The organism is Bacillus sp. JK106, from assembly GCF_053663355.1.
Genome location: NZ_JBSJQC010000005.1, coordinates 257,727 through 284,462, shown reverse-complemented (window position 1 = coordinate 284,462; position 26,736 = coordinate 257,727). Strand labels below are relative to the sequence as shown.

Genomic DNA, 26,736 nt, shown 5'->3' with positions numbered 1-26,736 from the left:
TTTTTTTGCGAAAAAAAACATCCTCTTGCGGTCATAACGCTAAATAAATTCCATAATATGTTAAATGTTAAAACGAAAGCCGGTAGACAAAAAAGGAGGGGTTTTATAAAATGAAGACAGTTTCAAAACGATTGCTGAGCCTTACCGCATTCTTACTGTCAGTTTCATTATTTGCTGTTTCAGCTGAAGCAGCGGGCAGCCCGCAGACATCTGTATCAAACAGCGGTGAGGAGTTTGACGCAAATCAGAATCAGCCTGTACAAACAACACAGACATCCCCCGCTTATGAAGGAACGGGCCTCACCAAAAGACAGCTTGCACAAAACAGCAAAGCTGACATCAAGTCATTAAAGCCTTCCAGTATTATTGGGACAGACGAACGAATCAGAATTTCTCCCACAACATCATTTCCATATCGCGCGACAGCACAGCTGACCGTTACATACAGCGGCAGCACAAGCACCTACGGATGCACCGGTTTTTTTGTCAATGCCGACACGATCGTTACGGCGGGACATTGCGTGTATGATCAGAAAAACGGCTGGGCATCGAAAATTACGGCAGCTCCCGGCCGCAACGGGTCATCGTACCCGTACGGCTCTTATTCAGGCAAGACATTCTACAGTGTCAAAGGGTGGACAGAAAACGGTGACACAAACTATGATTACGGCGCAATCAAAGTAAACGGATCGCCCGGGAATACTGTCGGCTGGTACGGCTACCGGACGACCAACAGTTCCAGTCCGGCCGGGCTTTCCTCAACCGTGACAGGATATCCGTGCGACAAAGTGTCCGGTTCCATGTGGTCGGACAGCAAGCCGATACGTTCTGCCGAGACATATAAACTCACTTACACGACAGATACGTTCGGCTGCCAGAGCGGATCGCCCGTTTACCGCAATTACAGCGACACCGGCCAGACCGCCATTGCCATTCATACAAACGGCGGGTCGTCTTACAATCTGGGAACAAGGGTGACAAACAGTGTATTCGACAACATTCAATATTGGTCAAATCAATAAAGCTTTTGTTATCTTTCTCGCGGCGGCCGTTTTATGCGGATGCGGCAAAGCGGATGATTCCGCCGCCAAAAAGGCAATGCCCGTTACGCTCCATGTTGAGGATGCAGACGGTTCACCGGCGGCCGGTGTGACTGTTACCGTGATGAAAGCGGCGGAGTCAGATCATCAGCCGAATATAGACCGCGGAGAGATAATAGGCAAGACTGATCACCACGGCGATATTGCATGGAAAAGCGGCGCGAAAGGAACCTATGCCGTCGTTTTTGAAAAAGACGGAGTACCGGAAACCCGGAATATTTCCTTAGCTGAGAGCGATAAACATACAGTAGTCAGTATTACATTGAAACACTGAAAAAAGCTTGCAGGCGGAATATCCCCTGCAAGCTTTTTGTTATCCTTTATGCACTTGGTATTCATAAACATCTTTCTTCTCAGACAGATGAGCGAACGTGGAAAGCACAAGGCCGAGAGCCGTCATCAGCGCACCGCCGGCAAACAGCCATGAGTAAGATCCCGTTCCCCCGAGAATCAATCCGCCGATCCAGGCGCCGAGCGCGTTTGCCAGGTTAAAGGCGGAAACGCTCACCGCAGCGGCTATTGTGGTGCCGTTTTCAGAGGAAGAAATAACCTTGGTCTGCAAAAGCGGCGGCGTGCCGAACGCACATGCGCCGAACAAAAATGTCGCTGAAACGGCGGCAGCGGGAAAAACAGCGATATAAGGGAAAATCGCCAAGACGCCGATCAGGCCGATCATCACACCGATCATCGTGCGCGTCAGCAGTTTGAGCGGCACTTTCCCCGCGAAGAAATTCCCCGCCACTCCGCCGAGACCGTAAGCAAATAATGCGCCTGTAATGCCAACTGTGCCGAACCCCGCTGAATCTCTTAAAATCGGCTCAATAAACGTGTAAGCGATAAATACGCCTGAGTAGCCGAGAATGGTGATCGCAAAGGAAAAAATCACTTGTTTATGCTTAAAGACACTCCATTCATTCATCAGCATCGGAATCACTTTCGGTTTCCGGTTCGGTACAACCAGCATCAGTCCGTTCAGCCCGATCAGGCCTAAAACAGAAATAATGAAAAAGACGGCCCGCCAGTTAAGGGCATCCCCTAAATAAGAGCCGAACGGGACGCCGAGCATCAGCGCCACGGTTAATCCGCCGTTCATGGAAGCCGCGGCGGCGGAACGTTTTTCAGGCGGCACCATTTCACTCGCAAACACCATGGCGATCGCAAAAAAGGCTCCGTGAATGGATGCGGATAAAATTCTGGAAATCGCCAGCACGGCGAAGTTCGGCGCAAAGACGCTCATCAGGTTGGCAAGGACGAAGATGCCCATCAACCCTAGCAGCACCGGCTTTCTCGGCAGCTTAACCGCGATAATGGTTACGATCGGGCCCGTCAGGCAGACGCTTGCCGCGTACGCCGTAACAAGCATGCCCGCTGAAGATACATGTATATGAAAGTCATCGGCAATCGACGTCAGAATACCCATGACAGCATATTCCGTATACCCGATGGAAAATGTGCAAATCATTAAAACAAAAATCATTAATTTCACAGATGGCTGTTTCATTTTGATATTCAACGCAAATCGCCTCCTTTTTATTAAAAAACAACGAATTCCATCTTAAAAGATATCAAAAATGAATTCAATCATTTTTTACTGAAAGGTTGAAACGAATGTGCCCGAAAAGAAAAAGAGGCCGGAACCGGCCTCTTTTGTTATTATTTTTCTTTTAAAACGGAAATCGGCAGTGCTTCTTCCCCGTCAGACGGGGAAGATCTGTGTCCCCAGGCGAATACGCCGTTGATGTAATCAATGCGGAAAGTGTCATCAGAACCTTCTATCTGATACACCCCGCCGGGCCGAAAGTCTTCCGGGTTCAGCATGTAAGCTTTGGCCATCGTCATTTTCCGTTCAAGCACGGCCAGTTCATTTACAATGCCCATCTGTTCCGCTTTTCGCGCTTTTTCCGTCAGTCCCGCAATTTCTGTCTGTAGTTCATGAGGCGTCATTTGACTGTATCGTTTGTCCATTTCAGTTTACTCCTCTTCCTGCAAGAATTGATCAATATCGTCAATCGAGAATCCTTTTCTGAATAAGTACTGTTTGACCTTCATTCCGCTTTCATAGCTGCCGTCATAGCGGTATTTCCTGATCGCTTTTTCCGCATGAGCCTTCAGAGCTTCCATCTCGGCTTCATCATCATTTTCATACTCCGTCTGCTCCAGAGCGGCATTGATGACGTCAAAAGGGAAACCTTTTCGCTGAAGCTGCATCTGCGCCCGCTGTCTGATCTCTTTTGTGGACAGCTTTTTGTCTTTTTTGAGGATTTTGCCGATATGTTTCAGCGCTTCTTGTATCTGCTCATCAAATGTAAACGCGCTGAGCGTCTCCTTGATGGTATCGTCGTCTATTCCTTTCGCTTTCAGCTCGCGGAACAGGACGTCAGGGCCTTTACCGTTTGTTTTTTTGTGGGTGCTCGCATAGGCTTCGGCAAATTCTTTGTCATTTAAGTAGCGGTAATCGTACAGTTTATGGATGACTTCAGAAATGACCATGTCCGGTGTTTCTTTTTTCTTCAGGTGATCCCGGACTTCTTTTTCAGACCGCATCCGATATGATAAAAATTCTACGGCGCGGTTAAAGGCTTTTTTCACGTCATCACCGTGCTGGATTTCAAGAATGTCAAGCTCGTCCAGTTCTTTCCCTTTTTTCAGGTCAAAACGCACAAGCACGTCGGCGTCGACGCTGAATGCATATTTCTCATCAAGAAAGATGTTGAAGCGCTCGGTATTTTTCTTTTGGGTCGATATTTTTGTAATAAACGGCATCCCGGTCTCCTTTCCCGCCCCGATGTTCAGGCGTTTTTCTTTTTGGCAAATGAGGTACAGTATATGTATCAACGTGTAAGGAGAGATGGATATGAATATCGCGATGACAGGCGGCACTGGTTTTCTGGGCCGGCATCTGACAGGTGTGCTTACCCGCCGGGGACATCATGTCTATATTTTATCAAGAAAACAGAGAGAAACCGAACAAAAAAATGTGACATATGTTCAATGGCTGGCCGAAAACGCGGCGCCTGAGCGCGAGCTTCCCCCTATTGATGTATGGGTGAACCTCGCCGGCAAATCCATCTTTGACCGCTGGACGGACACAACGAAAGAACAAATCATCTCAAGCCGGGTAGAAGCGACGAGAGAAGTCAGACGGATTATGAAGCAGCAGCCGAAAAAACCCCGGGCTTTAATTCAGGCAAGCGCAGTCGGCATTTACGGCACCAGCACAGAGAAAACGTTCACTGAGCAGTCCGATACGTCAAATGAAGACTTTCTCAGTCATACGGCTCATATGTGGGAGCGTGAAGGCCAGAAAATTGAAGCGCTCGGCATTCGGACGGTATATGCCAGATTCGGGGTGATGCTCGGTGAAAAAGGCGCCATGCCGCTCATGGTTCTTCCTTATAAGCTGTTAGCCGGAGGCACCGTCGGCTCTGGACGGCAGTGGCTGTCATGGGTTCATGTCGATGACGCCGCAAAACTTATTGCTTTTGCGGCGGAGCATGATGACTTGTCCGGTCCCATGAATGTGACATCGCCGAACCCCGTAGAAATGAAGCAATTCGGAAAGACGATCGCAAGCGTCCTGCACCGCCCCCATTGGATTCCCGTACCGGAATTTTTTCTGGAGAAGGCCTTGGGGGAAATGAGCCTGCTGATCGTAAAAGGCCAGCGCGCCCTGCCTAAGCAGGCGCTGACATCCGGTTTTCAATTTACGTATGAAGAACTTGAGTTGGCTTTAAAGGATCTCTTATCTGCATAAAAACGGAAATAAAAGCCAATCCTATTGGTATTCTGTTTTGAAGGAGGGTCTTCTTTTATGGAAAAGAAGCGCGAAAAACATCAGCAGGGAGCCAATCTGAAAAAAATGCAGGAAGTCCTTTATTCCGGTGAATTCAAAAAAGCGGAAAGAGCAGCCAAACGGAAATAAACTGAATAAAGATCGGGACCGGGCAGATACTATGTTTGTTTGATATCACTTTTTTCAGGGGGCGATTGATATGGGCAGAAATCATACTCACAAAAACCGTGATAAAAACAAACAAAAACTTCCTCAAGTTCCGGATGCTTTGAAACGCGAAACAGACGGCACGTACGAGGAATATTCAAGCGAGCTTGCTGATTCCGCTGACCGCGAAGCGCAGGCGCGGATGAAAGCCGCTGACAACAGAGCTAAAAGCAAAACCCGCTAATACGAAATCCCCGCCTCTGTATGGAGACGGGGATTCTTTTACAACTCGGTAAACAGGCTTTTTGCCGGCGTCCGTTCTTTCGCCTTAGGCTGTTCATCCGGATAGCCCGTTTGAATGATGGCGGCGAAGCGCTCATTGTCTGCAAGGCCGAAGTCTTGGTGCACCTGTTTGTCATACATGATGCGGCCGCTTTTCCAGACCATGCCGATGCCGTTTTCATGTGCGAGAAGCTGAAGGTTTTGAATCATGCCGCTCAGCGCCGCGAAATCATCGTTTCTCGTAAATTCATTTTCATCTTCTTTTAAGACGACCAGCAAAAATCCCGGAACGGCGCTGAGGTTTTTTCTCATGTTCCGCTCTTTTTCCTCGTTGAAATCATCTTTTATTTTTTTGAAAAATGAGACGTAGCTGTCCGCAAGCTTTGCTTTACCCGCTTCGCTTGCTGCGTAGATAAAACGCCATGGCTCCGTCAGTCTGTGGTTCGGCGCGTAAACGGCCGTTTCAAGCATATCTAATATGACTTCAGAAGGTACGGTTTCCGGCTTAAACGACCGGATGGATCTTCTGTTTCTGATTGTATGTGCAAGACTTTCGTTTTGCTGTAATTGTTCGGTTTTCGGCATGCCGATTCACCTTCCTATTCAATTGAAAATGATTATCATTTATAATATAACGGATACGACCGTCTTTTGTAAACCGTTAAGGAAGCTGAAAATTGATTGATTCTGCATACACGGCCGTTCCCGTCATCTCGATGTTCATCTTTTCGTTATCATCTGTAATCCTGATTTCCACTTTTCCGTCTTTCCCGATTTCCTGGCCTTGTTCGATCGTGAGGCATTCGGCTTCAGAGCCTCCGTATTGCCGCATATAGGCTGCCATGACGCCTGAAGCGGTTCCCGTGACGGGATCTTCGGTCGTTCCGGAGAAAGGGGAAGAAAAGTGACGGCCGTGCAGATCACTTTCCGGATGAACGGTTTCCAGAGAAAACGGATGAACGCTCGCTTTCGGAAGATCGCGCAAAACAGCGGGGAATTGTGCGTTGTCCGGCACCATATTCCGTGATGCTTTAAGTGATCTCAGCGGAACAATCAGTGTCCAGATCCCCGTTGATCCGTAAACAATCGGCAGCTCGCTGTGAAAATCCTCAGCCGTAATCCCGAGCGAGGCCGCAAGCTTTTCTTTGTCGCCCGTAAACGGCAGAAATTGCGGGGGTGCCTGTTTGAGCGTGATGTATACCCGGCCGTTTCGTTCAGCGGCTTTTGCGGGAAGAATGCCGGCTTTTGTCTCAATTTGATATGTCTGATCAGCCTGAAGCCTTCCCTTTTCAATTAATGCGTAAAGAGAGGCGACGGTAGCATGTCCGCATAAATTCATTTCGTGGCCGGGTGTAAAATAGCGGATGCGCAGATCGGCTTCTCCGCTTTTGCAGAGAAATGAGGTTTCATTGTACCCTGCCATTTCGGCGATCATCTGCATCTCTTCATCTGAATAATCATCTCCGTTAAAGACGATTCCCGCGGGATTTCCCAAATCAGGAATATCGGTAAACGCTTCATATTTAAACACGGTTGCCTGTTTCATTCATCAGCCTTCCTTTCACCTTATGATCATGTTATTCAGTATAACAGAGTAAAATTAGAATTTTTAGTTAATTCTTCAAAAAAAAGACGCCTTTTAACGGCGTCTTTTTTTGGTTTTTCCGATCAGGCGGGTGACGAGAATCATCGTGACGGACAGCGATCTGTTTTTACGGTACGCCAAGTATTTCCCGCGCCACTCCGGTTTGTATTTTTCTTTAAAGGCCCGCAGCCCGCTGAAGCTGTACATATACCGGACGTTGTTGAAAATGACGGCCGCGATTCTTTCCGACCAGAAAGATGTAAAAGCCGTTCCTACGTTTGACAAAGGCGCCATGCCCATATTAAAGGTGGTATAGCCTTTTTCCTGCGCCCAGAGAAACAGACGGATGAAAAGCGCGTCCATAATCCCGTTCGGCGCACTTTTCCGATAACGCATCAAGTCGACTGATATCTCGCCTTCCTGATACATCGGCATCAGGTTGGCAAAAGCGATGATCTCCCCTTCCGCGTCTTTCACGTAAGCAATCGGCGCCTGTTCCAGATAATCCCGGTCGAAGAAACCGAGAGAAAAACCTTTCTCTTTTTTCGGTCCGAGCCATTCGTCCGATATGTCTTTCAGCTTGGCGATAAACTCGGAGGAAAACGGCGGTTCCCCGACATGAAATGTGTAGCCTTCGCGGTCAAATTTGTTGTTAATCGCCCGCAGCCCCGCTTTTTTCTTACCTGACAGCGTAAATGCTTCCATATCCACGAACGCCTCTTCTCCGAGCTTGAAGAAGTTATAGCCGAAGTCATGGTACAGCGCCAGATCTTCACGTTCGATCTGATAAAACATGACACTCAGCCCCTGCTTATGCGCTTCATTCAGAAATTCCTCAATCACAAGCGGAAACGAGTCTCTCTGTCCTGACGGATCACCGAGCACGACAAGCCTTCTGGAAATCTGGCCGAACAATAAAAGCGCTTTGCCGTCGCTTGAGAAATAAAACCGCTTATCCCCGAGAAAGCCGAGATGGCTGAGGGCGTTTCCGCCTTCTTCCGCCAAAAAGGACTTCAGCCGTTCAGGATCGGCCTTTTCTCCGATCGGCTTCGATCTTTTATGATAAAAGACCGTAAACAAAAGGAAAAACAGCGGCACAACAATAATGGCCGTCATCGTGGCATATGTAATGTGCGAATTGTTATGAACGAAATAATCGTGGCGCAGCAGCCGATTCATTTTATCCCAAATAAAGCCGGCAATGAGATTGTAGTTAAACAAGGCGATAATAAACAGAGCGGCGGCAAAAATCATCTGGCCGAGCGTATACGATGCCTGCTCTCTGATAAACTGCCGCTTTAACAACACCAGCAATACGATGACGACAGGCAGAATAAAGATCGCGCTGATGTTCAATCCTTTTAAGAAACTGAACACAAAACCGCCGACCAGCGCGGCAACCGCCATTGAATAAGAACGTTTCGTCCGTTTGTATAATTCAATCGGCAAGATTAAAAGAATCAAAGCCGCGCTTAACGATAACGCGTTAAACGCAAGGAGCGCCGGGCGCGGAATATGCGGGATGACCGTCTCCCTGTCAATCGGCAGGGCGACGGACGCCAGCACAACGACTCCCGCCATAAAAACCAACAGCGACAGCGAACCGTAAAGCACTCTGATTAAGATGGCGCGCTGGAATACGAGAAGCACGTTCGTCGTTTCCACGGCGGGCGCCATCTTCGGATTTGATTCCAGCCGTTTAAGCGTATTTTCCGTTAAATCGCCGGCCGCAAAGAACAGCCCGAACACAAACGGAATAAATGAATACACAATCCGGTAGATGACGATGGATGTCACAACCGCCTCCTGCGGAAAGCCCATATTCTGCATGCCGAGCAGAAACAGAAGGTCAAACGAACCGAATCCTCCCGGCACAAGGCTGATGATTCCCCCGATAGCGGCAATGGCAAATACACCGAATACATGGCGGACATCCGCGTGAATCCCCATGACATACAGGGAATAATACATGACGACGGCCGCCGCAAACCATTCGGCAAACGATGCCCCGATGTAAGAAAAAACCGGATGCCTCGGTTTTGCTTCACCGTCTTCTGCGCCAGCTTTTTTATTGTTGATCCAAGCGGCGATTAAGGCTGCCGGCACAATAAGCGCCACTCCGGCGATAACAGCCCACAGCCACGGTTTCTCACCTGTAATCTCTCCGACCGGCAGAATGCGGGCAATGGTCAGGATACTGAAGACGGACAGCCCGAGCAGCGCTGAGGACGTAAGCCAGGCGATGCCTGCGACGAGGCGTTTTACGTCATTCGTATGCTCTTTGTAAAGCATCGTCCGCAGCCCGACGCCCGCCAGACCGCCAAACCCAAGGACATTGTTAAAGGAATTGGCGATAAAGGAGACCCTGAATACTTTCCAATTCGGAATGTTGAGGCGAAGCGTCCGTTTCAGCACAAAGTCATAAAAGGACATCGCGCTGACGGCAAGGAGACCGAGCAGAACGAGAATAAATAAATCGTAACGCTCAATCCCGTTAATAATGTACAGCGTTCGTTTAAAAGAAAGGTCTGTCAATTCCTTTTTGGACTGATAAATGACTAAAAGCAAAACTGCAATAGGAAATAATACTTTTAATATCGATAAGGCATTCTTTTTAGTCAGCAATGTTCTCTCCAATCATCATAAAATAGCTTATTTATTATAATTCCCCCAATAATCTCCAACATATTATACACTACCACCTCACATTCAAACAAAACTCGTCTGCAACTTTCTTTCTCTGATTAAAATCAGTAATATGGTATGCAGGAGTATGAATGAGGAAGTGAGACGATGGATTATAATCTGCATGATACAACGGTATTAGGCGGCGATATTTTTTCTCCTGAGGAACGGGATATTTGGGTGCTGTACATGAAAGTGATGACCTCGGCGGGACTCGGCGATGTGTCGGAGTGGATGAAACTGGATATGAGCATGCCGCAAATGAAGGTGCTGATGCTTCTGAACAACCACGGAACGCTTAAGGTGAGTGACATAGCGGAGAAAATGGGCGCTTCTCTTTCAAATACGACGGGGCTGCTTGACCGTTTAGAAAAATCATGTTTCATTACACGCGCTCCGTCAGAAGAAGACCGCCGTTCAGTCGTCGTTCAATTAACGGAAAACGCGAAAGATATTTTCCGCAGCCTTTATCAAAAAGGACATGTGAAATTGAAGCGTTCATTGGAAACGCTGACCGCTGAAGAAAAACAAACGGTCAATCAAGGACTTGCCATCTTGGCAAGAGCCCTTGATTCTTCCAAACAGGCATAGAGATGAAAAAGGCCTGCCGGTATCGGCGGCCTTTTTTTGTTTGACATTTAATTCACTTGAAGTGAATAATATATTCGAAGTGAATTAAAACGGAAGGATTGATCAGTATGCCGGATCCATTGCAAACAGAAAAAAACCAGAGCCGGGCCATCACTCTTTTTACGATCGGTGTGTTCATGGCGGCGCTGGACAACGGAATTATTTCCGCTGCTCTGACGACGATTAACAGCTCTTTTGATGTTTCTCCTTCATGGGGATCGTGGGGAGTGACCCTCTACACATTGGGACTCAGTGTCAGTGTGCCGATTGTCGGCAAGCTGTCGGACCGATACGGGCGGAAAAAGCTGTTTATGATGGAAGTCGGCCTGTTCGGACTCGGCTCTTTGCTTGTCGCACTCAGTCAGAGCTTCCCGATGTTTTTGGCGGCACGGCTCATTCAGGCGCTTGGCGGCGGCGGAATTTTTATAATCGGGAGTTCGCATGTGCTGGCCGTGCTTCCGAAGGAGAAACAGGGGAAAGCTCTCGGGCTTTTAGGGGCGATGAACGGTATGGCGGCCGTCCTCGGACCGAATATCGGGAGCTTTTTGCTTGATGTAACCGGGTCGTGGCATTGGCTGTTCTTGATTAACCTGCCGATTGCCGCCGCTTTGGTTGTGTGCGGCGGTTTGTTTATCGCTGAAACGAAAGAGCCTGAGGCGAAACGGCTTGACCTCGCCGGCACAATGCTGCTGTCTCTTGCGATCTTATCTTGTATGATCGGTATCACGAATCTCAATGGGGCGAAGCTGTCAGAAAGCATAATGGACGTAAAGGTGTACGGCTATCTTTTGGGAGCGGCACTTCTCTTTCTGGTGCTGCTTAAGGTCGAAAAGCGGGTTGAAAACCGGGGGGGCGATCCGATTCTCGCCTACTCGCTGCTGCAAAATAAAGTGTTTCAATGGACGCTTGTCATCGGATTTTTATCGGGAGGGCTGCTCGCTGCGGTCATTTTTATTCCTTCTTATGCGGAGCAATATTTGCACGTATCGGCGGAGAAAGCGGGTTATTGGATGACGCCGCTTGCGTTGGCGTCAGGCATCGGAGCGTGGCTCGGCGGGGCGGTCACGGATAAAAAAGGGCCGGTCTTCTCCGCGGTTGTATCAGGCGCCATCGCATTTGGGGGCTTCAGCCTGTTTCCGTTATGGGTGACGGATAAATGGGAATTTGTCACGGCGAGTGTCATTGCGGGGATCGGTTTCGGATTTCTGCTCGGGGCTCCGCTGAATGTGCTTGTATCAGAAACGGCGGGCCAAAACAAAGGAACAGCGCTCGGCACGCTGTCACTCGTAAGGCAGGTCGGGCTGACGCTCGCTCCGGCTTTATATGCCGGCTTCATTACAGCGGGCTTTGACCGGATCGGAGAGGACATTAAAAACCGCTTAATGAAAAGCGGCATTCCCGCTGATCAGGCGCAAACGCCCGATATTGGCGGCGAACTTTCTTCGTTGCAGGAGCAGGTTAGCCGAATCCCCGTTCCCGCCGTCAAAAAAGCGGTTTCTGATGCGATTGAAGCGGGCATTTCCAGCGGCTACCACCATCTTTATACGGCAGCCGCCGTCATTTCATTATGCACGATCGTGTCTGCGGCTGTTTTGGCGTTTTTCCGGAAGCCGGCATCCTCTAAGACAGATGCCAGCCCATCCGCCGGGAAAGCTCAGTAATATGGGCGATGTGTTGTTCAGAGTGCCAGACATATAGCCCGAGCGCCTGTTCCAGCGTAACCGTCTCTTTAGATACAGGATGGAAGTACGTCCGTTTGAATTGGGCTTCCGTCATGGAGTGCAAAAGAGCGGCCCATCTTCTGTGCAGGATTGTTAACAGCTCAAGCGCATCCCCGCAAGCGGCGGTTTTGGAATCATGAAGATCGGCCCAGCCTTTTTCATCATAAGGACGGATTTCCGGTTCATTCTCCGTTAAGCTCAATTTAAACCGGGTATAGCCGTTCATGTGGCTGTCCGCCAGATGGTGAACCACTTGGCGGACAGTCCATCCCCCTTCGCGGTACGGCGTATCAAGCTGACTGTCCGACATCGCTCTGACAGCTTGTTTCAGTTTGGCCGGAGCGTGTTCCAGCGCATTGATCCATTCTTGTTTCTGTCCGGACGAAATCGATTCAGCCGGCTGATATTCTCCAATCGGATAGCTGAGGGTTTGTTTTTCCATTTTTGTCTCTCTCCCGCTGATCGTATTATGAAAGTATGATGGTGATGTCGCAGCCTTCCGCTTTCGCTTCACGAAAGACCTGAAGCACACTCTCGGCGCCATTTTCTGTAAGCTCCTTGCTTTGTTCAAACTGTCTCCATTCTAAAACGAGGGGATATTCCACCCAGCCGGTCAGACAATCCCATAAAGCGTCAAGGTTTTCACCGTAGTATTCAGGAAGGGCAAGTTCCTTTTTCAATGTCTGGTGCAGGTCGCTCATACTTCTGATTTGCTCCCCGTTAATAACTGCTTTATTCATGCGCGGCTCCTTTCTCTTGATTCTATTCTATCAGTTTACCATTTTCCTCTTCAGAAGTGACCGGAGTCTGCCGCGGTTCCAGCTGGACGATGCCTTGCCCGCCGTCAACGGCCACCCTGTCCCCTGTTTTCAGTTTTGACGTTGCATTTCCGCACCCGACAACGGCAGGAATCCCCAGTTCCCGGGCGACGATCGCCGCGTGGGACAAAGGGGCGCCGACGTCCGTTATGATAGCAGCCGCTCTTGGAAAAAGCGGGGTCCAGCCTACATTGGTTGTCGACGTCACTAAAATTTCCCCCGCCGCAAAAGAATCACCGTCTTCCGGAGCATCAAGGACACGGACAATGCCCTCCACTCTCCCGGCCGCTCCCGCGAAACCTTTTAAAGTATGCGCATCATCCGTTTCCGCAGGCATAAAAGCATCGTAATAATCCGCTCTTTTGTCAGGATCCTCAGCCCATTTAAACGGATTGAATCTTCCGTTAATAACGGATGGGAACGGCGGCAGTTTTTTATAGGTTTCATAGTTTTGCTTTCTCGCTTGAATCGACGCAACCGCCGGCTCTTTCCCCGCGAGCAGATCGGTTATTTCATGCAGATACAGGAAGAAAATATCGTCCTTCATGCCGGTCATTTCCGCCGCTCTGAGCGCGAATGCTCTGGCTGTCCGGTACACTCTGACAAATTCGGATCTGGTTGTTTCCCTAATATTCGCGTATTCTGACGCTTTTTCCATTTTGGCTTTGAGCCATTTGACCTTATGAGGAAACTTTTCTTCAAATCTTCGGAAGGCCTGTTCATGCGCCCGCTGCTGTTTCAAAAGCAGTTGTTCGGCATCAATACCCGACTCCTTGTGTTCTTTGATCTGCTTCGTCAGCCAATCCCGGTTTTCTCCCGGATGCGGTATGGAAAGTTCGTATTCATGCGGGCCACGGTGGCCCTGGTTCCTGAGATATTCTTCCTCGCTCATACGGCCTTTCATGACTTGATCAATGCCGATAATCGGCTCCAGGCTGGCCAGTCCGCCTTTTCCCCTCAGATTGGAAAGCAGGAGATTCGCATCTTCTATGCCTGCGAGTTTTGTTAATTGAGAGGTTAACGACGAAGAGGATTGCGCAGAATCACGCCCGCCGGATATTAACGCAAACCACGCGTTGCATAAATACGGATAGATCTCATCGTTCCATATCGCTAATAATGCCTGCTCCGTTTCGGCGCGTTTCAGCTTTTCCTCAATATTCCGGCACCACTCCGGTGATTCGTCCAAGTAGGAGGACATGTTTTTTTTCGCGTGCTTCATTTTCGACAGATACGGTTTCAGTTTTTTCGGGATGATCTTCAAAAGTTCATACTTTGAGAACGGATATAAAGGTATCTTCATTTCCGCCGGGATTTCTCCCAATGTATCGCTCATCATTTTTCCAATTTTTCCGCCTTTCGGATTCAGACCGAAAGCGGCGAGAACGGAAAGAGGCTGGCTCATATTGTTATAGGCTCTGCCGCAAATATTGCCGGACCAGACATAATAGCCCGGAATGATGCCCGACTCTTCATCCAGATTCCGGAGGAGCGACCATGTCAGCGGCGTCATCACATCGGGAATCGCTTCTCCTATATTTGTGTTTGTCCATAAAAAATCACCGCTGAAAGAATCGTTCCATTCATAGGTTTCCAGATTTCCGGCTTGTAAGGTCGTAATCGGGCGGGATTGAAGAATATACAATGTCCCGCCCGCGGCGGCCCATTCAATATCCTGCGGCCCTCCAAGATCTTTTTCCAGCTTTTTCGCCAGTTTATAGAGCTTTGACGCATATTTGCGAAATTCCCCGGGGCCGTCATATTTTTTCTTGGGCCGTGCCAGTTTAAAAGAATAGGCATCGGCTTCCCCGGAAACGAGCTGCTCCCCGAGACCGTAGACGTAATTGCCTGTCATCTCCCGCCTGCTCCCCGTAATCGGATCTGCGGTAAACAGCACTCCGGATATCTCAGACGGTATCATCAGCTGGATGACGATTGCGATTTCATGCTCATCTTCCATTCCCTGAACGGCGCTGTACGCTTTTACTCTTTCTGACTGTACCGACCGGCGGACTTCATCAATCGCCCTGGACATGTCTTGATCTGTTTTGACATTCAACACCGTATCGAATTCTCCGGCAAAGGAAGCCTGAGCGGAATCCTCGCTCAGCGCGGATGAGCGTACGGCAAACAACGCAGATGCATGGCGGCTGCGGATGGAATTCACATATTGATCAACAGCCTCTCTCGCCTGATGGCGGAGCTGTCCGTCCTGAAAGGCTGACGGCAAAATCACAAACCCTTCAGGCACAGGATACCCGCTTTGATACATTTTAGAGAGAATGCTTCCTTTTCCTCCCGCAAAGGAATAAAGTTCGGCCGGAAGTTCTCCGAATGTTTTGACACAGTCATTCATAATGTCCCCGCTCCTTTTTAGTCGTTCATCCAAGCTCACAGTTTTTCTCTTTTTCACTTTTTTTGAAAGTATTTCCTACAAGTATACAATATATCGGTCTTCACAAGGGAGAAAATCAATGGCGTTATTTTGTCATAAATGCATCCGTCAAAACAGCCGCAGGCGGGGGCTTTGTTTGCAGGATGTACAACTATCCGTCCTCGTGCCGGATAAAGCGGACCCGTATCAAAAAGGCGGCCGAAGCGCCGCCTTTTTTTCAGACTGTGCGGCCTTGATGCGCCGCCGTATTTCTTTTGGTCTGCTTCGGCTGATACACTTTCCCGACAAACAGGTATCCGTATCTGAAATGGTTGCACCCCCACGATACGAAAATGGGACCGAGCGTGCAGATCAAAAATAAAAGAAGAATGGCAGCCGCTAAAGGCATTGACCGCAAATAGCCTTCCAGAAGATATCCGCTGATTAAAAAGTAGGAGTGCAGCAGATAGATTGAAAACGAATAGTTGCTGATCATCATCACAATCGCGGGCACTTTTTTGAGCTTTGAAAACAGATGAAAACACAGAAAGATCATACTGACCGCGTAAATCATAATATCCGGACGCTTAGAGGAAATGGAGCCGCTGCTGATATATGAAACGGCCACAATCAATATTGCCGATACGGCCGCACTGAAGTAAACCGCATAACGGTACTGATTGATGAGCGATAAAAAACGCGGATATTCCTTTCCGCAATAAAATGCCAGACAGAAATAAAACACCCAGCCCGGAAACGGAACCCAAAAGAACGGAAAAATAGAATCAAGCCCCGATGATGCCGGCGGATGAAAGATCGAAAAGTAAGCCAGATAGACGGCGTTGATGATAAACGAAACAGACAGCACCCATACTGGGGATGTGTTGTTCAGCCAGCGGTGCAGCAGCATATGGAGAATGTAAAATTGAAAGATCACAAGAATGAAGTAGCCGATGAAGTTTCCTAAAAACACATTTTCTAAAAATTTACCGATCACTGAAACGAATCCGGCTCCTTCTTCCGCCACGCTTTTCATTAAAATGGCATCCGCCGCGGCAATAAACAGAAACGGCACGAAAATGACTTTGCCCCTTTTCTTTAAAAAACCCGCTGGAACGCCTTTCGGGTATGACCTGGCAAGCAGAAATTCCGAAATAAAGATAAACGCCGGCGTGCTGAACATCAACAGGGTCCGAAACGCATCAACCGTATGGGCGGCACTGGCTAAGGACTCTTCCTGAATCATCAGCACCATTGAAACTGCGTGAAGCAGAACGACACTTAAACAGGACAGGCAGCGAATTACGAAAATTTCTTTTATCTGCATGGGGCCGCTCCTTTTTCACAAGCGCGCCGGACTTTGGCGTATGCTTGGCGCAGCCATTTTTCCCGCAGTTCGGGTGTGCTCGTTCTGACGACAGAAAAAAGGTTCCGCTCGGCTTTTTGAATGCCGCAAAATTGCAGAATGCCTTTTTTCAGCGTAATCCAGTCCGAGTTTTTCCGGAACCACTTTAAGTACCAGCCCGGGGAGTCCGCCGTATAAAAGACCTGTGCCGTCTCTGCCCGTAGCAGTCCTTTTACGCGGCCGTTTTCATATGTGTAGGCTTCTCCGGCGACAAGCACTCTGTCAAAAAAGCCTTTCATAATCGCCGGAACGCCTCCCCACCACAGCGGGTAGATGAAAATGAGATGATCCGCTTCTTTCATCAGTTTCCGGTATTTCTTCGTTTCAGCGTCCCGGTTCATGTCAGAGCGCTTTTTTTCGCCGCCGTACTTCAGCACGGGATCAAATTGATCGGCGTATAAGTCAATGACCGTATAGCTTTGGCCGCTGTCCTTTAAAGCCATGGCGACGTATTTTACGAGAGCCGCATTGAAACTGTTCTCATCCGGGTTTGCATACACAATCACCGTCTTCATATGTCCCTCCCAGTATTTATTAATTTTTACAATGATTATATCATGATGTCATATGAATGAGGCAAAGACACGAGAAAGGCTTTTTCCAGTTCTGCTGCCGTTTCGATAACCCCTTTCTGCATATTTTGCTGATTTTGCCGCCGCGGATTCAATGACAAGCATCCGGCGCTTCTGCGTTTTTAAGCGGCCGTATGGTATACTAGCTGTCAAATGAATGGGCTTGGAGGACAACATGAGAATTTTAAAGTACGCGATTTTAGGGCTTTTGCGAAAAGGCGAATTGAGCGGATATGATATATCGAGCTATTTTAAGGAAGAGCTCGGCCAGTTTTGGAGCGCAAAGCACAGCCAGATTTATCCGGAATTAAAAAAACTGACGGCTGAGGGATTTATTACGTTTCGCACTGCGATTCAAGGAACGAAGCTTGAGAAAAAAATGTACACGCTGACTGACAAGGGAGAGCTGGAGCTTGCTGCCTGGCTGACGAAAAAAGACCCGATTCCGGAAACGGTGAAGGATGAATTTATGCTGAAGGCTTATTTCATCTCAGCTTTGACGCAGGAAGAAGCGGATGAGCTATTCACCGATCAGCTCGTAAAGCGTAAGGAGAAATTGTCCGATCTGGAAAACAGTTATCAAGAACTGATGACATCGTCCGCGGAGGCGGATTCATTTTCTTCTCCTGATTTCGGCCATTATCTCGTGCTGACAAAAGCGCTTGAGCGGGAACGGAATTATATTTCCTGGCTTGAAGATATTTTGGCTCTCATCAAAAAAGCATAAACAAAACGGGGCGGCTCTGTATCTGCAGGCCGCCTGTTTACGTTCTGAGAACCGCATTGATAAACGAATCAGCCATTAAAATAAGAAAAAGCAGACTGAAATAAACAATCGAATAAAAAAACATCCCCTTCGACCATTGCGTGTCATCCGCCGCCTGAAAGCCTTTGACGCTCCGGTACAGCCAGATGGCCCCGAGCAGGAGAGCGGTTGCGGTATAAAACGGGCTGACGTCTATATAAAGAGGAACGAGCAGCGAAACCGCAGTCAGAACGGCGATATAGCGCAACATTTTTATTTTTGTGACGCGATTGCCTTTTATGATCGGCAAAAGCGGAATGCCGGCGGCACGATACTCTTCCTTTCGCCTGATTCCGATCGCCCAGAAATGCGGCGGCTGCCACAAAAACATAATCGCGAATAACAAAATCGCGGGCATATCAATGTACCCGGCCAGCGCGCAATAACCGATTAAAGGCGGAGCCGCCCCGGGAAAGCTGCCGACAAATGTGCTCCAGACGGATTGTCTTTTAAACCAAAGCGTATAAACGACGGCATACAGCAAAAATGCAAGCAGGCCAAGAACGGCGGTCAGTACATTAAGCGAAGCAAGCATGATGAATCCGCATGCGCCGAGACATGTGCCGTACAGGATCATGACCGTCGGCGGTATTTTTCCCGTGACGCTGGCGCGGGTGCGGGTTCGCGCCATCTTTGCGTCCATGCCGCGGTCAAAGAAGTTATTAAAAACAGTGCTTGACGCCATGACTAACGCCGTTCCGATCATGGCAACCGCCATGGCGGCAAATATACCGGGCCCTCCGCCCGTCCTTTCCGACTGAAGCCACGCGATCCAAAATCCGCCCAATGCGGCGAGTGAATTTGAGATGATAATCCCCGGTTTGGCAAGAATGATAAAGTCCTTGACCGTCATCCGGTTTCCGTTATGCTTCATAGACTGTTCCGTCTGTGCTGCATTTGAATTCATTTGTTGAGGTTCTCCTTTTTCGGCTTATCATATCAGGAAGAATCAGGAAGCACAATTTATTTTGGGCATTTTTCACACAATTGTAAATTGTATATGAAAAGCCGCATCTTGTGACCGGATGCGGCTTTTCCCTTTTTCTATTCAAAGTCTGCCCATACTGCTCCCTGATCCGCCGAACGGACACCATTTTCAATCCAGCGGATGCCCTGAGCCCGGGCAGGCGATGGCGGGCTCCACGCATCATTTTTGCGCCTCACTGAGATGTTCGCTCTCTTCAGTCACACAAAAGCCGTGTGTATATTGCAAATCGACGTTCTTCTTTCCCGAGCCTTCCCAAGAAAACTTCGGAAAAATAAAAACCCTTGCCGGTTAGACGGCAAGGGTTGTTTCTTACAGTGTAAATGCGATATACGCCCCTGATACAGGGTCTTTGACGAATACGCCCTCTTCTTTTTCTTCGATCTCAAAGCCGGCATCGGTCAGCGCTTTTGTCACACGTGACAGCTCTTTTTGATGCGGCAGCGCGATGGTGTAATAATCCAGCCCGCTTGCATTTCCCGGTTTCGGCGGCGCATGTTTTCCGGCCCATATATTCAGACCGATGTGATGGTGATACCCTCCCGCTGAAACAAACAGAGCGGACATGCCCGCGTAATTGCCGACAATGTCAAAACCGAGGATATCGGTGTAAAACGCTTTGGCTTCCTGTAAATCCGTCACATGAAGATGGATGTGACCGATTACGGTTCCTTCCGGGAGACGGCTTTTCCGTTCAGCTCCGGCTTCTTCCAAAAGCCCGTCCACATCGACGGGCGCCGTTTGCATGACGTAATTGCCCTCTGCATCCTGGCGCCACGTGCTGCGGGGACGATCGGCGTATATTTCAATGCCGTTGCCGTCCGGATCAGACAGGTAAAGAGCCTCACTGACTGCGTGATCCCCCTGCCCGAGCGCGATGCCGTTTTCAATCAGCCTGGCCAATGCGATGCCGAGTTCTTTCCGGTCAGGCAGAAGTATCGCGAAATGGTAAAGGCCGGTGACAGACCGCTCCGGCAGAACGACGGCGCTCGGATTTTCTTCAAGCACCAGCAGGACGCGTTTTCCGTCTGCTGACAGTTCTGCGGAACGATCTGTCTGCGAGATGACTTGAAGGCCGATGACATTCCGATAAAAGCCGAGCGACCGTTCCATATTTTTAATGGTCAATTTGACATAACCGATTGCCGTATCTTGATGAATGCCGGTCATTTGAACGCCTTCTTTCTTATGCTGAAAAAGTTTCTCCCTTTTTTGATTTGAAAAGGAGCTGATCCAATGAAAGCAGTCGGCTTCCTGAAAGCGCTAAGTGAATTGACGCAACCAGTAAGATGAAATCAAATTCCGATCCGCCCATAAATGGTGAGGAAAGCTTCGCCGTGAAGATGGCGCCGACTAATGTGAGGGCAAACAGAACGCCGATTATGCGCGTCGCCAAACCGAAAAAGATCAGAACCCCGCCGACAAGCTCAATCGTCGCGATGACGTAGACCATAAAGGCCGGAAGCCCGATGCTCTGGAAAAATTGCGTAGTTCCTTCCAACCCTTGAAACTTGGATAAACCGTGAACAAAAAAGATAATACCTGTTACAACCCTTAAAAGCAGTGTTCCTGTTTCGAATGATTTATTCATAAAATCCTCCTTGAAAATTATTATCACTTACTTTATGTAAGCTAGTATATATACATAACTTATTTACGTCAAGTAATTTTGTTACATTTAACGAAAATAACTTAAAAGTACTATTTGTCTTCGCAAAAAAAGACCTCCGCACTCTGTCGGAGGTCTTTTTCCCTATCTATGATTCCCGGAACTGGCTTTCATATAATTCCCGGTAAAACCCGTTCTGGCTGAGCAATTCGGCATGGGTTCCTTTTTCAGCCATTTCGCCGTCTTTCAGCACAAGAATCTGATCGGCTTTTTGAATCGTATTCAGCCTGTGAGCGATGATGACGCTTGTTCTGCCCGCCATTAAACGGCCGAGCGCTTCTTGTATTTTCACTTCCGTCACCGTATCAATGTTGCTCGTCGCTTCATCCAAAATGAGCAGCACAGGGTCCGCCAGCACAGCTCTCGCGATGGAAATAAGCTGTTTTTGTCCTTGGCTGATGCCCGCGCCGTTTTGGGTAAGGACGGTATCGTAGCCTTTCGGGAGCCGTTCGATGAATCCGTGGGCATTGGCGGCTCTTGCGGCTGCCTCCACCTCTTGGTCAGATGCATCCAGACGGCCGTAACGGATATTTTCCCTGATGGTGCCCTGAAAGAGAAAGGAATCCTGCAGGACAAACCCCATGTTTTTTCTCAGACTGGATCTCGTCAGTTTTTTGATGTCCGTTCCGTCGATGAGGATTTTCCCGTTATTCGGCTCGTAAAAGCGGGCGATCAGGCTCGTAACGGTCGTTTTACCCGCTCCGGTCGGTCCGACGAAGGCGATTGACTGTCCTTTCGGAACGCTGAAGGACAGATGTTTTAAGATCGGGCTGTCTTCCTGATAGCCGAAGGAGACATCTCGGAATTCAATCTCTCCCGTTTTGATCGGCTGGTGCGTCGCATGCTCTTCATCTTCCCGCTCCTCTTTTTCATCCAGCACGTCAAACACCCGTTCAGCCCCGGCGATGGCCGATAACATCGTATTGAACTGATTGGCTAAATCATTTAAAGGGCGCGTGAACTGCCGCGAGTATTCTGCGAATACGACGATGGAACCGATCGAAATCCACCCCTTCAGCGCAAACAGCCCGCCGACCGCCGCTATAATCGTAAAGCTTAAATTGTTTAAAGAGTTCATGACTTTCGGAATGAATCCCGAAATTGTCTGCGCCCAAAACCCTGATGATTGTAACGCCGCGTTTTTTTCTAAAAATTGCTCCATGACGCGGTCTTCCCTCGAATAGGCTTTAATGACCTTCGCTCCTGATATCGACTCTTCAATAAAACCGTTCAGCTCGCCGAGGTTTTTCTGCTGCTGCTTAAACAGGAGTCCCGTCCGATTGGTGATCCATTTAATGCTCAAAAGCATGATCGGAATAATCAAAAGCGTGATCAATGTTAAAAGCGGACTCATGTACAGCATGACGGCGATTGTGCCGACGAATGTAATGACGCTCGACAGCACTTGAATGACGGATGTATTTAAAGTGGAGCTGACATTTTCGATATCATTGGTAACCCGGCTCATCAAGTCGCCGAGGCGCTGTTTATCAAAAAACGGTATCGGCAGCTCATGCAGATGGGTGAACAGTTCGCTCCGCATTTTAAACACGGTGCTTTGCGAAATATTGATCATCCAATAGTTTTGAAACCATAAGGACAATGATTGCACGAGGTAAATCCCAAACAGCAAGAACAGCACCCCCGCCAATCCGTCCGTCGTCCGTCCGACGATAAAATGATCAATTGCTTTCCCGATGACGAACGGTCCGAGCAGGCCGAATATGGCGCTTATGACTACCATGATGATCACAAGGGTTAAAAGCCCTTTTTTCTCGGCTACATACGACCAGATTCTGCGCAGCGTGCCTTTTGTATCTTTTGCTTTCGCGCGTTTTCTGCCGCCTTCATTTGGTTTGAGCGGTATTTTCGGATATCGGAAAGGTTTACGAATGTCTTTCTCCACTGTCAGCTCCCTCCTTTCCGAATTGTGATTCATAAATCTGCCGGTACAGATGAGACTGTGCCATCAGCTCTTTGTGCGTGCCTTTTGCCAGCAGTTCGCCGTCTTCAAGCAATAAGATGGTGTCAGCCTTCATCGCGGTCGTTATTTTCTGCGTAATAAGCAGTGTCGTGCATTCATAGGATCTGATGGCTTGTAAAAGCTTCGCTTCCGTTTGAAGATCGAGCGCGCTCGTACTGTCATCTAACAGCAGGAGGGACGGCTTTCTGATAAAAGCGCGCGCGATGGAAATCCGCTGCTTCTGCCCGCCTGACAAATTGACGCCCCGCTGTCCCAGCACCGTGTCGTATCCGTTTGACAGTTTCATAATCGTGTCATGGATTTGCGCGTCTTTGGCCGCTTCCATTACTTCATCTAGTGAAGCATCCTCCCGTCCCCAGGCGATATTTTCACGGATTGTGCCCGAAAACAGAAGCACTTCCTGCGGCACATAGCCGATTTCCCTGCGCAGCCCGCAAGCGGAGAATTCACCGATCGGTTTGCCGTCTATGAAAATACTGCCCGAATCAGCCGTGTACAGGCGCGGAATCAGCTGAAAAAGCGTTGATTTCCCTGAACCTGTCGCGCCCATAATGGCAACCGTTTCTCTCGGGCTGGCAGAAAAGGACACGTGATGCAGCGCGTCTTTTTCCATGTCCGGATAGCGGAAGGACACTTCGCGAAACTCAATCCCGCCTGCTAGCGCCCGTGCCGGGTCGTGCCCCGTTCCCTCGCCGCCTTCTGTTTCCAGCACCTCGCCGATTCTTTCCCCGGAAGCCTTCGCCCGGGAAAATACCATAATGAGAAATGGCAGGACGGACAGCGCACCTGTAATCCGCGTCGCATAGTTAATGACGGAAACGACATCGCCGACCTGCGCTCCGCCCTGAGCAATGCTTTTGGCGCCGAACCATAAGATAAACAAAATGCAGCTGTTCATCAGCAGCATTAAAATCGGCATCGCCGCTTCCACGAGACGAAAAGCGGAGACCGTTTTTTCCATCAGCTTCGTATTCGATTTCAAAAAACGTTTCACTTCGTGGTTTGCACGGAGGAGCGCTTTAATCAGTTTGATCGCCGTCAGGTTTTCCTGCATGATCGTGTTGACCTGATCAAGCCGCTTTTGCACGGACCGAAACAGCGCGCCGCCTCTTTTCAGCACCCACAGCAAAAACAAAAGCAAAATCGGCACCGTGATCAGCAGAAAAAAACCGAGTTTCGCATTGACGGTCAGCGAGAGAATAATGCCGCCCGCGATCATTAACGGCGCCCTGAGCATAAACCGGAGACTCATGAAAAGCATATTCTGGACCTGCGTCACATCGTTTGTCAGCCGGGTGATAAACGATGTGGATGAGAATTGCGCAAACGTCGAATAAGAGAAGGATTGAATTTTTTGAAAAAGCCCTTTTCGCGTATCATACGCATAGCTCTGGCTGATGTGGGCGGAGTAGAATGAATTTAAAATTCCCGATGCGAATGAAACAGCGGTCATTCCGATCATCACACCGCCCCACAGCCAAACCGTACCGAGATCCTGCTTTAAAATTCCTTCGTCAATGATTTTCCCGATCAGCAGGGGCTGTATCAGCTCTACCGCAAGCTCGATGAGCATGAAAAACAGAGCGATTCCCGCCAAAAGGGAATACGGTTTTACATATGATAAAGCCTTTGACATGTGTAAGCCTCCAAATCCTTTGTTCAATATTATTATTTTATGCCTTTCCGGCAAATGAATAAAGAAATTTGGTGTGCCGTTTTTTTAATAATCTGCGAAAAAGATAAAACCTTCCCGGGGAGGGGAAGGTTTTGACCTTATTGATCCAATTGCTGTTCAATGCGCTCCCGCATTTGCGGAACGCCTAATCCGACAATGACCTGAAGCGCCCTGCCTTTTCTGACGACGCCGTGGGCTCCCAGCTCTCTGAAATCGGCGTCACTTTTGACCTTTGATTCATCAGCGACAGTGACGCGTAGACGGGTGGCGCAATTGGTGACCTCCGTAATATTGTCCTTTCCGCCCAGCGCTTCAATATACAAAGCGGCTGTATCCCGCTGTGTTTCGTCTGCCGCAGCCGTTTCTTTTGAAGCCTGCTTCCGTTCTCTGTACTCCTTTTTCGAATAAAGCTTTGTTTCCTGCCCTTCCTCTTTTTCTCTGCCCGGTGTGGCGATGTTGAATTTGAGAATGAGGAAACGGAAGACGAAAAAGTAAACAGCGGTAAAACACAGCCCGATGATGATCTGGTATACATACGTCAAGCCGTGGCTTGACGCCAGCGGGATCCAGTTCAAGGTCGCAGCTTCGATCAAACCGCCTCCCATATTTCCGACGACGCCGGCCATATACATGACGGTTGCCATGGAAGCGGCAAGCAAAGCATGAACCGCAAATAAAAACGGCGAGATAAAAAGGAATGTAAATTCAATCGGCTCTGTAATCCCTGCGACAATGGACGTCAAGGTGACCGGGATCAAAAGGCCGGCGACGATTTTTTTCTTTTCCTTTGAAGCCGTGGCGTAAAAAGCGAGCGCGATCCCCGGTATGCCGAAGATTTTCGAGTTGCCGTGAAGCGCGAAGCCCCCCTGTGGGAACAATTCTTTCAGCGGTTTGACGCTTTGAGAGTATTCCCCGAGATGCTGGGCCCAATAGGTGACGATACCGCCTTCAGCCACAGCCGGACCGTAAATAAACGGCGAGTAAATAAAATGATGCAGGCCGGTCGGAATTAAAATCCGCTCCAGGAAGGTGTAAATCCACACGCCGATCGCCCCGGAAGAAACGAGAAAACTTTGCAGCGAGCCGATTCCGGACTGAACCATCGGCCATACGTATGCCACCGCAAGTGAAATCGGTATCATAATGAAGAAAGAAATGATTACGATGTATGAAGAGCCTTGAAAAATCCCCAGAAAATCCGGCAGTTTTTTATCAAAATAACGATTGTGCAAATACACGACAATAGATGAAATAAAGATGGCGCCGATAATATTCGTATCAAGCGTTTTGATGCCGGCGATCATCGTCAGCCCGCTCGTTCCGCCGGCTTCCTGAGTCATATCGACATGAAAAGCCCCGCCCCAAACCGTTAGAATCGCATTGATAAAGTAATTGAATGTCAGATAAACTGTAAGCGCTTCCAAACAAGCCCGCGCCTGCGCTTTTTTCGCTAAGGCGACAGGGATGCCGATCGCAAACAGGAGCGGCATCTGATTAAAGACGGTCCAGCCGCCCTGTTCAATGACGTACCAGCATTGATACCAAAACCCGTCAGGATCAGCCAGCGGCCCCATCAGCGTTTTATTTTTAAACAGCGTGCTCAGACCGACAATAATACCGGAAAATGCAAATAATAAAACAGGCACAAACATCGCGCTGCCGAAGCGCTGGACTTTTTGCATCATTTCACGTGACCTCCCGCTATTTATCAAAATTTTCGAGCTCTTTATAATCAACATATGCACGGAATAACGCTTCGCCCACCAGAAAAAACGGGGCAAATGCGACAATTTCCGTTTTATCGCTTAACGTCACCGGCTTGCTGGTCGCATAAAGATTATACGGCGTCGTTTGCGCCAGGACGTTGTTTTTCAGATTGGTGATTGAAATAAACGGAACTCCCTTTGCGGACAGGGTCCTTACCTGCGGAATTAATTCGGGTGTTTCGCCTGATAAAGAAATAATGATGAATACGTCATCAACCTTAAAATCATCACACATGATATCAAACTCTGTGATGTCCTGAATTAAAATCAGATACTTCCGCCGGGATACAAACATCCGCTGCAGCTCACGGGCGCACACTCTCTGAGCCGTCCCCGATCCGTAAACGAAAATCCGTTTTGCTTCATCTATCAGCCGGCACATCTCCGTCATATCTTTTGACTTCACGTATTTTACATTGGCTTCAATATCATCCAGCAGCTTTTCAAACGTCATATTCTCGCCCTCTTCAGGCTGATCCTCCCATTTCAGAAAAACACGGAATTCACTATAGCCGCTGAAGCCCAGTTTTTGGGCGAGCCGCAGGATGGAAGACCGAGAGACATTACAGGCTTTCGCCATGTCATTGATACCGAGATGGTAGCACGTATGCTTATGATTCAATATATATTTTAAAATATAAAAATCGTTGTCATTTAATTTCGCGTAATGCTGATTAACCAGTTCTTCAAGACTCATCCCAAAAATCCCCCCGTTTTCTTTCTATTATATAGAATAACAG

General features: G+C 48.7%; 26 protein-coding genes. 8 read left to right on the top strand and 18 right to left on the bottom strand.

What is annotated here, in order from left to right:
• Positions 1-110: 110 nt before the first annotated feature.
• Positions 111-1,022, top strand: coding sequence for a trypsin-like serine peptidase (locus tag ACWJJS_RS18860; RefSeq protein ID WP_003155497.1), 912 nt, complete (start codon positions 111-113; stop codon positions 1,020-1,022).
• Positions 985-1,374 carry a DUF2606 family protein gene (locus tag ACWJJS_RS18855; protein WP_454023819.1) on the top strand — a complete coding sequence of 130 codons (390 nt, stop codon included), beginning with the start codon at positions 985-987 and terminating at the stop codon, positions 1,372-1,374. The genes ACWJJS_RS18860 and ACWJJS_RS18855 overlap by 38 nt, the downstream gene beginning before the upstream one ends.
• A gap of 39 nt (positions 1,375-1,413) precedes the next feature.
• Here ACWJJS_RS18855 and ACWJJS_RS18850 read toward each other — a convergent pair whose 3' ends face one another.
• From ACWJJS_RS18850 to recX, 3 genes are all read right to left on the bottom strand, one after another.
• The gene (locus ACWJJS_RS18850) at positions 1,414-2,607 is read right to left on the bottom strand and encodes an MFS transporter (RefSeq protein WP_454023823.1); all 1,194 of its coding nucleotides are present in this window, start codon (positions 2,605-2,607) and stop codon (positions 1,414-1,416) included.
• A gap of 146 nt (positions 2,608-2,753) precedes the next feature.
• Positions 2,754-3,065, bottom strand: coding sequence for a YfhH family protein (locus tag ACWJJS_RS18845; RefSeq protein ID WP_025650230.1), 312 nt, complete (start codon positions 3,063-3,065; stop codon positions 2,754-2,756).
• A 6-nt stretch (positions 3,066-3,071) separates the two neighbouring features.
• Positions 3,072-3,863, bottom strand: a complete 792-nt coding sequence (recX, locus tag ACWJJS_RS18840) for a recombination regulator RecX (protein WP_003155502.1) — start codon at positions 3,861-3,863, stop codon at positions 3,072-3,074.
• A gap of 91 nt (positions 3,864-3,954) precedes the next feature.
• Between recX and ACWJJS_RS18835 the strand changes: the two genes are divergently transcribed.
• The 3 genes from ACWJJS_RS18835 to ACWJJS_RS18825 all read left to right on the top strand — a co-directional run bounded on the left by ACWJJS_RS18835 (position 3,955) and on the right by ACWJJS_RS18825 (position 5,284).
• Positions 3,955-4,854, top strand: coding sequence for a TIGR01777 family oxidoreductase (locus ACWJJS_RS18835; protein WP_454023818.1), 900 nt, complete (start codon positions 3,955-3,957; stop codon positions 4,852-4,854).
• Between the two features lie 57 nt (positions 4,855-4,911).
• Positions 4,912-5,022, top strand: a complete 111-nt coding sequence (locus ACWJJS_RS18830) for a YfhE family protein (RefSeq protein ID WP_003155504.1) — start codon at positions 4,912-4,914, stop codon at positions 5,020-5,022.
• Positions 5,023-5,092: 70 nt separating this feature from the next.
• A complete protein-coding gene (locus ACWJJS_RS18825) occupies positions 5,093-5,284 on the top strand; it encodes a YfhD family protein (RefSeq protein WP_003155508.1) in 192 nt (63 codons plus the stop codon).
• Between the two features lie 38 nt (positions 5,285-5,322).
• Here ACWJJS_RS18825 and ACWJJS_RS18820 read toward each other — a convergent pair whose 3' ends face one another.
• The 3 genes from ACWJJS_RS18820 to mprF form a co-directional block, all read right to left on the bottom strand.
• Entirely contained in the window at positions 5,323-5,907 is a 585-nt protein-coding gene (locus tag ACWJJS_RS18820) for a nitroreductase family protein (protein ID WP_007408549.1), read from the bottom strand.
• A 76-nt stretch (positions 5,908-5,983) separates the two neighbouring features.
• Positions 5,984-6,868: a PhzF family phenazine biosynthesis isomerase gene (locus ACWJJS_RS18815; protein WP_454023817.1), complete on the bottom strand. Its 885-nt coding sequence runs from the start codon at positions 6,866-6,868 to the stop codon at positions 5,984-5,986.
• A gap of 93 nt (positions 6,869-6,961) precedes the next feature.
• Positions 6,962-9,532: a bifunctional lysylphosphatidylglycerol flippase/synthetase MprF gene (mprF, locus tag ACWJJS_RS18810; RefSeq protein WP_060386825.1), complete on the bottom strand. Its 2,571-nt coding sequence runs from the start codon at positions 9,530-9,532 to the stop codon at positions 6,962-6,964.
• A 168-nt stretch (positions 9,533-9,700) separates the two neighbouring features.
• On the opposite strand from mprF, the gene ACWJJS_RS18805 reads away from it, so the two are divergent.
• Together ACWJJS_RS18805 and ACWJJS_RS18800 are read left to right on the top strand one after the other, a co-directional pair.
• The gene (locus ACWJJS_RS18805; protein ID WP_003155512.1) at positions 9,701-10,183 is read left to right on the top strand and encodes a MarR family transcriptional regulator; all 483 of its coding nucleotides are present in this window, start codon (positions 9,701-9,703) and stop codon (positions 10,181-10,183) included.
• A 107-nt stretch (positions 10,184-10,290) separates the two neighbouring features.
• Positions 10,291-11,883: an MFS transporter gene (locus ACWJJS_RS18800; RefSeq protein WP_454023816.1), complete on the top strand. Its 1,593-nt coding sequence runs from the start codon at positions 10,291-10,293 to the stop codon at positions 11,881-11,883.
• Here ACWJJS_RS18800 and bstA read toward each other — a convergent pair.
• The 5 genes from bstA to ACWJJS_RS18775 all read right to left on the bottom strand — a co-directional run bounded on the left by bstA (position 11,843) and on the right by ACWJJS_RS18775 (position 17,055).
• Positions 11,843-12,385 (bottom strand): bacillithiol transferase BstA, encoded by a 543-nt coding sequence (gene bstA, locus ACWJJS_RS18795; protein WP_094247143.1) that lies wholly within the window; start codon positions 12,383-12,385, stop codon positions 11,843-11,845. The genes ACWJJS_RS18800 and bstA overlap by 41 nt on opposite strands.
• Positions 12,386-12,410: 25 nt before the next feature.
• On the bottom strand, positions 12,411-12,683 hold the full coding sequence (locus tag ACWJJS_RS18790) for a ribonuclease inhibitor Barstar (protein WP_094247144.1): 273 nt from the start codon (positions 12,681-12,683) through the stop codon (positions 12,411-12,413).
• 22 nt (positions 12,684-12,705) lie between these two features.
• Positions 12,706-15,117 carry a PEP/pyruvate-binding domain-containing protein gene (locus ACWJJS_RS18785; protein ID WP_454023815.1) on the bottom strand — a complete coding sequence of 804 codons (2,412 nt, stop codon included), beginning with the start codon at positions 15,115-15,117 and terminating at the stop codon, positions 12,706-12,708.
• Between the two features lie 256 nt (positions 15,118-15,373).
• On the bottom strand, positions 15,374-16,462 hold the full coding sequence (locus ACWJJS_RS18780; protein ID WP_454023814.1) for an acyltransferase family protein: 1,089 nt from the start codon (positions 16,460-16,462) through the stop codon (positions 15,374-15,376).
• Positions 16,453-17,055 (bottom strand): NAD(P)H-dependent oxidoreductase, encoded by a 603-nt coding sequence (locus tag ACWJJS_RS18775; protein ID WP_454023813.1) that lies wholly within the window; start codon positions 17,053-17,055, stop codon positions 16,453-16,455. The genes ACWJJS_RS18780 and ACWJJS_RS18775 overlap by 10 nt, the downstream gene beginning before the upstream one ends.
• 232 nt (positions 17,056-17,287) lie before the next feature.
• Between ACWJJS_RS18775 and ACWJJS_RS18770 the strand changes: the two genes are divergently transcribed.
• A complete protein-coding gene (locus ACWJJS_RS18770; RefSeq protein WP_012117104.1) occupies positions 17,288-17,839 on the top strand; it encodes a PadR family transcriptional regulator in 552 nt (183 codons plus the stop codon).
• Between the two features lie 37 nt (positions 17,840-17,876).
• Here the strand turns inward: ACWJJS_RS18770 and cyoE are convergent, their stop codons facing one another.
• From cyoE to ACWJJS_RS18735, 7 genes are all read right to left on the bottom strand, one after another.
• Complete coding sequence (gene cyoE / locus ACWJJS_RS18765; protein ID WP_070081515.1) at positions 17,877-18,824, bottom strand: heme o synthase; 948 nt, start codon at positions 18,822-18,824, stop codon at positions 17,877-17,879.
• A 390-nt stretch (positions 18,825-19,214) separates the two neighbouring features.
• Entirely contained in the window at positions 19,215-20,072 is an 858-nt protein-coding gene (locus tag ACWJJS_RS18760; protein ID WP_454023812.1) for a VOC family protein, read from the bottom strand.
• A gap of 16 nt (positions 20,073-20,088) precedes the next feature.
• The gene (locus ACWJJS_RS18755) at positions 20,089-20,493 is read right to left on the bottom strand and encodes a DoxX family protein (RefSeq protein ID WP_014304646.1); all 405 of its coding nucleotides are present in this window, start codon (positions 20,491-20,493) and stop codon (positions 20,089-20,091) included.
• 166 nt (positions 20,494-20,659) lie between these two features.
• Positions 20,660-22,477 carry an ABC transporter ATP-binding protein gene (locus ACWJJS_RS18750; RefSeq protein WP_454023811.1) on the bottom strand — a complete coding sequence of 606 codons (1,818 nt, stop codon included), beginning with the start codon at positions 22,475-22,477 and terminating at the stop codon, positions 20,660-20,662.
• Positions 22,458-24,191 (bottom strand): ABC transporter ATP-binding protein, encoded by a 1,734-nt coding sequence (locus ACWJJS_RS18745; protein ID WP_167859987.1) that lies wholly within the window; start codon positions 24,189-24,191, stop codon positions 22,458-22,460. Before ACWJJS_RS18745 ends, ACWJJS_RS18750 begins: the two co-directional genes overlap by 20 nt.
• A 137-nt stretch (positions 24,192-24,328) precedes the next feature.
• A complete protein-coding gene (locus tag ACWJJS_RS18740; RefSeq protein WP_052587310.1) occupies positions 24,329-25,915 on the bottom strand; it encodes an alpha-glucoside-specific PTS transporter subunit IIBC in 1,587 nt (528 codons plus the stop codon).
• Positions 25,916-25,931: 16 nt separating this feature from the next.
• On the bottom strand, positions 25,932-26,693 hold the full coding sequence (locus ACWJJS_RS18735) for a MurR/RpiR family transcriptional regulator (RefSeq protein WP_007408530.1): 762 nt from the start codon (positions 26,691-26,693) through the stop codon (positions 25,932-25,934).
• Positions 26,694-26,736 lie beyond the last annotated feature (43 nt).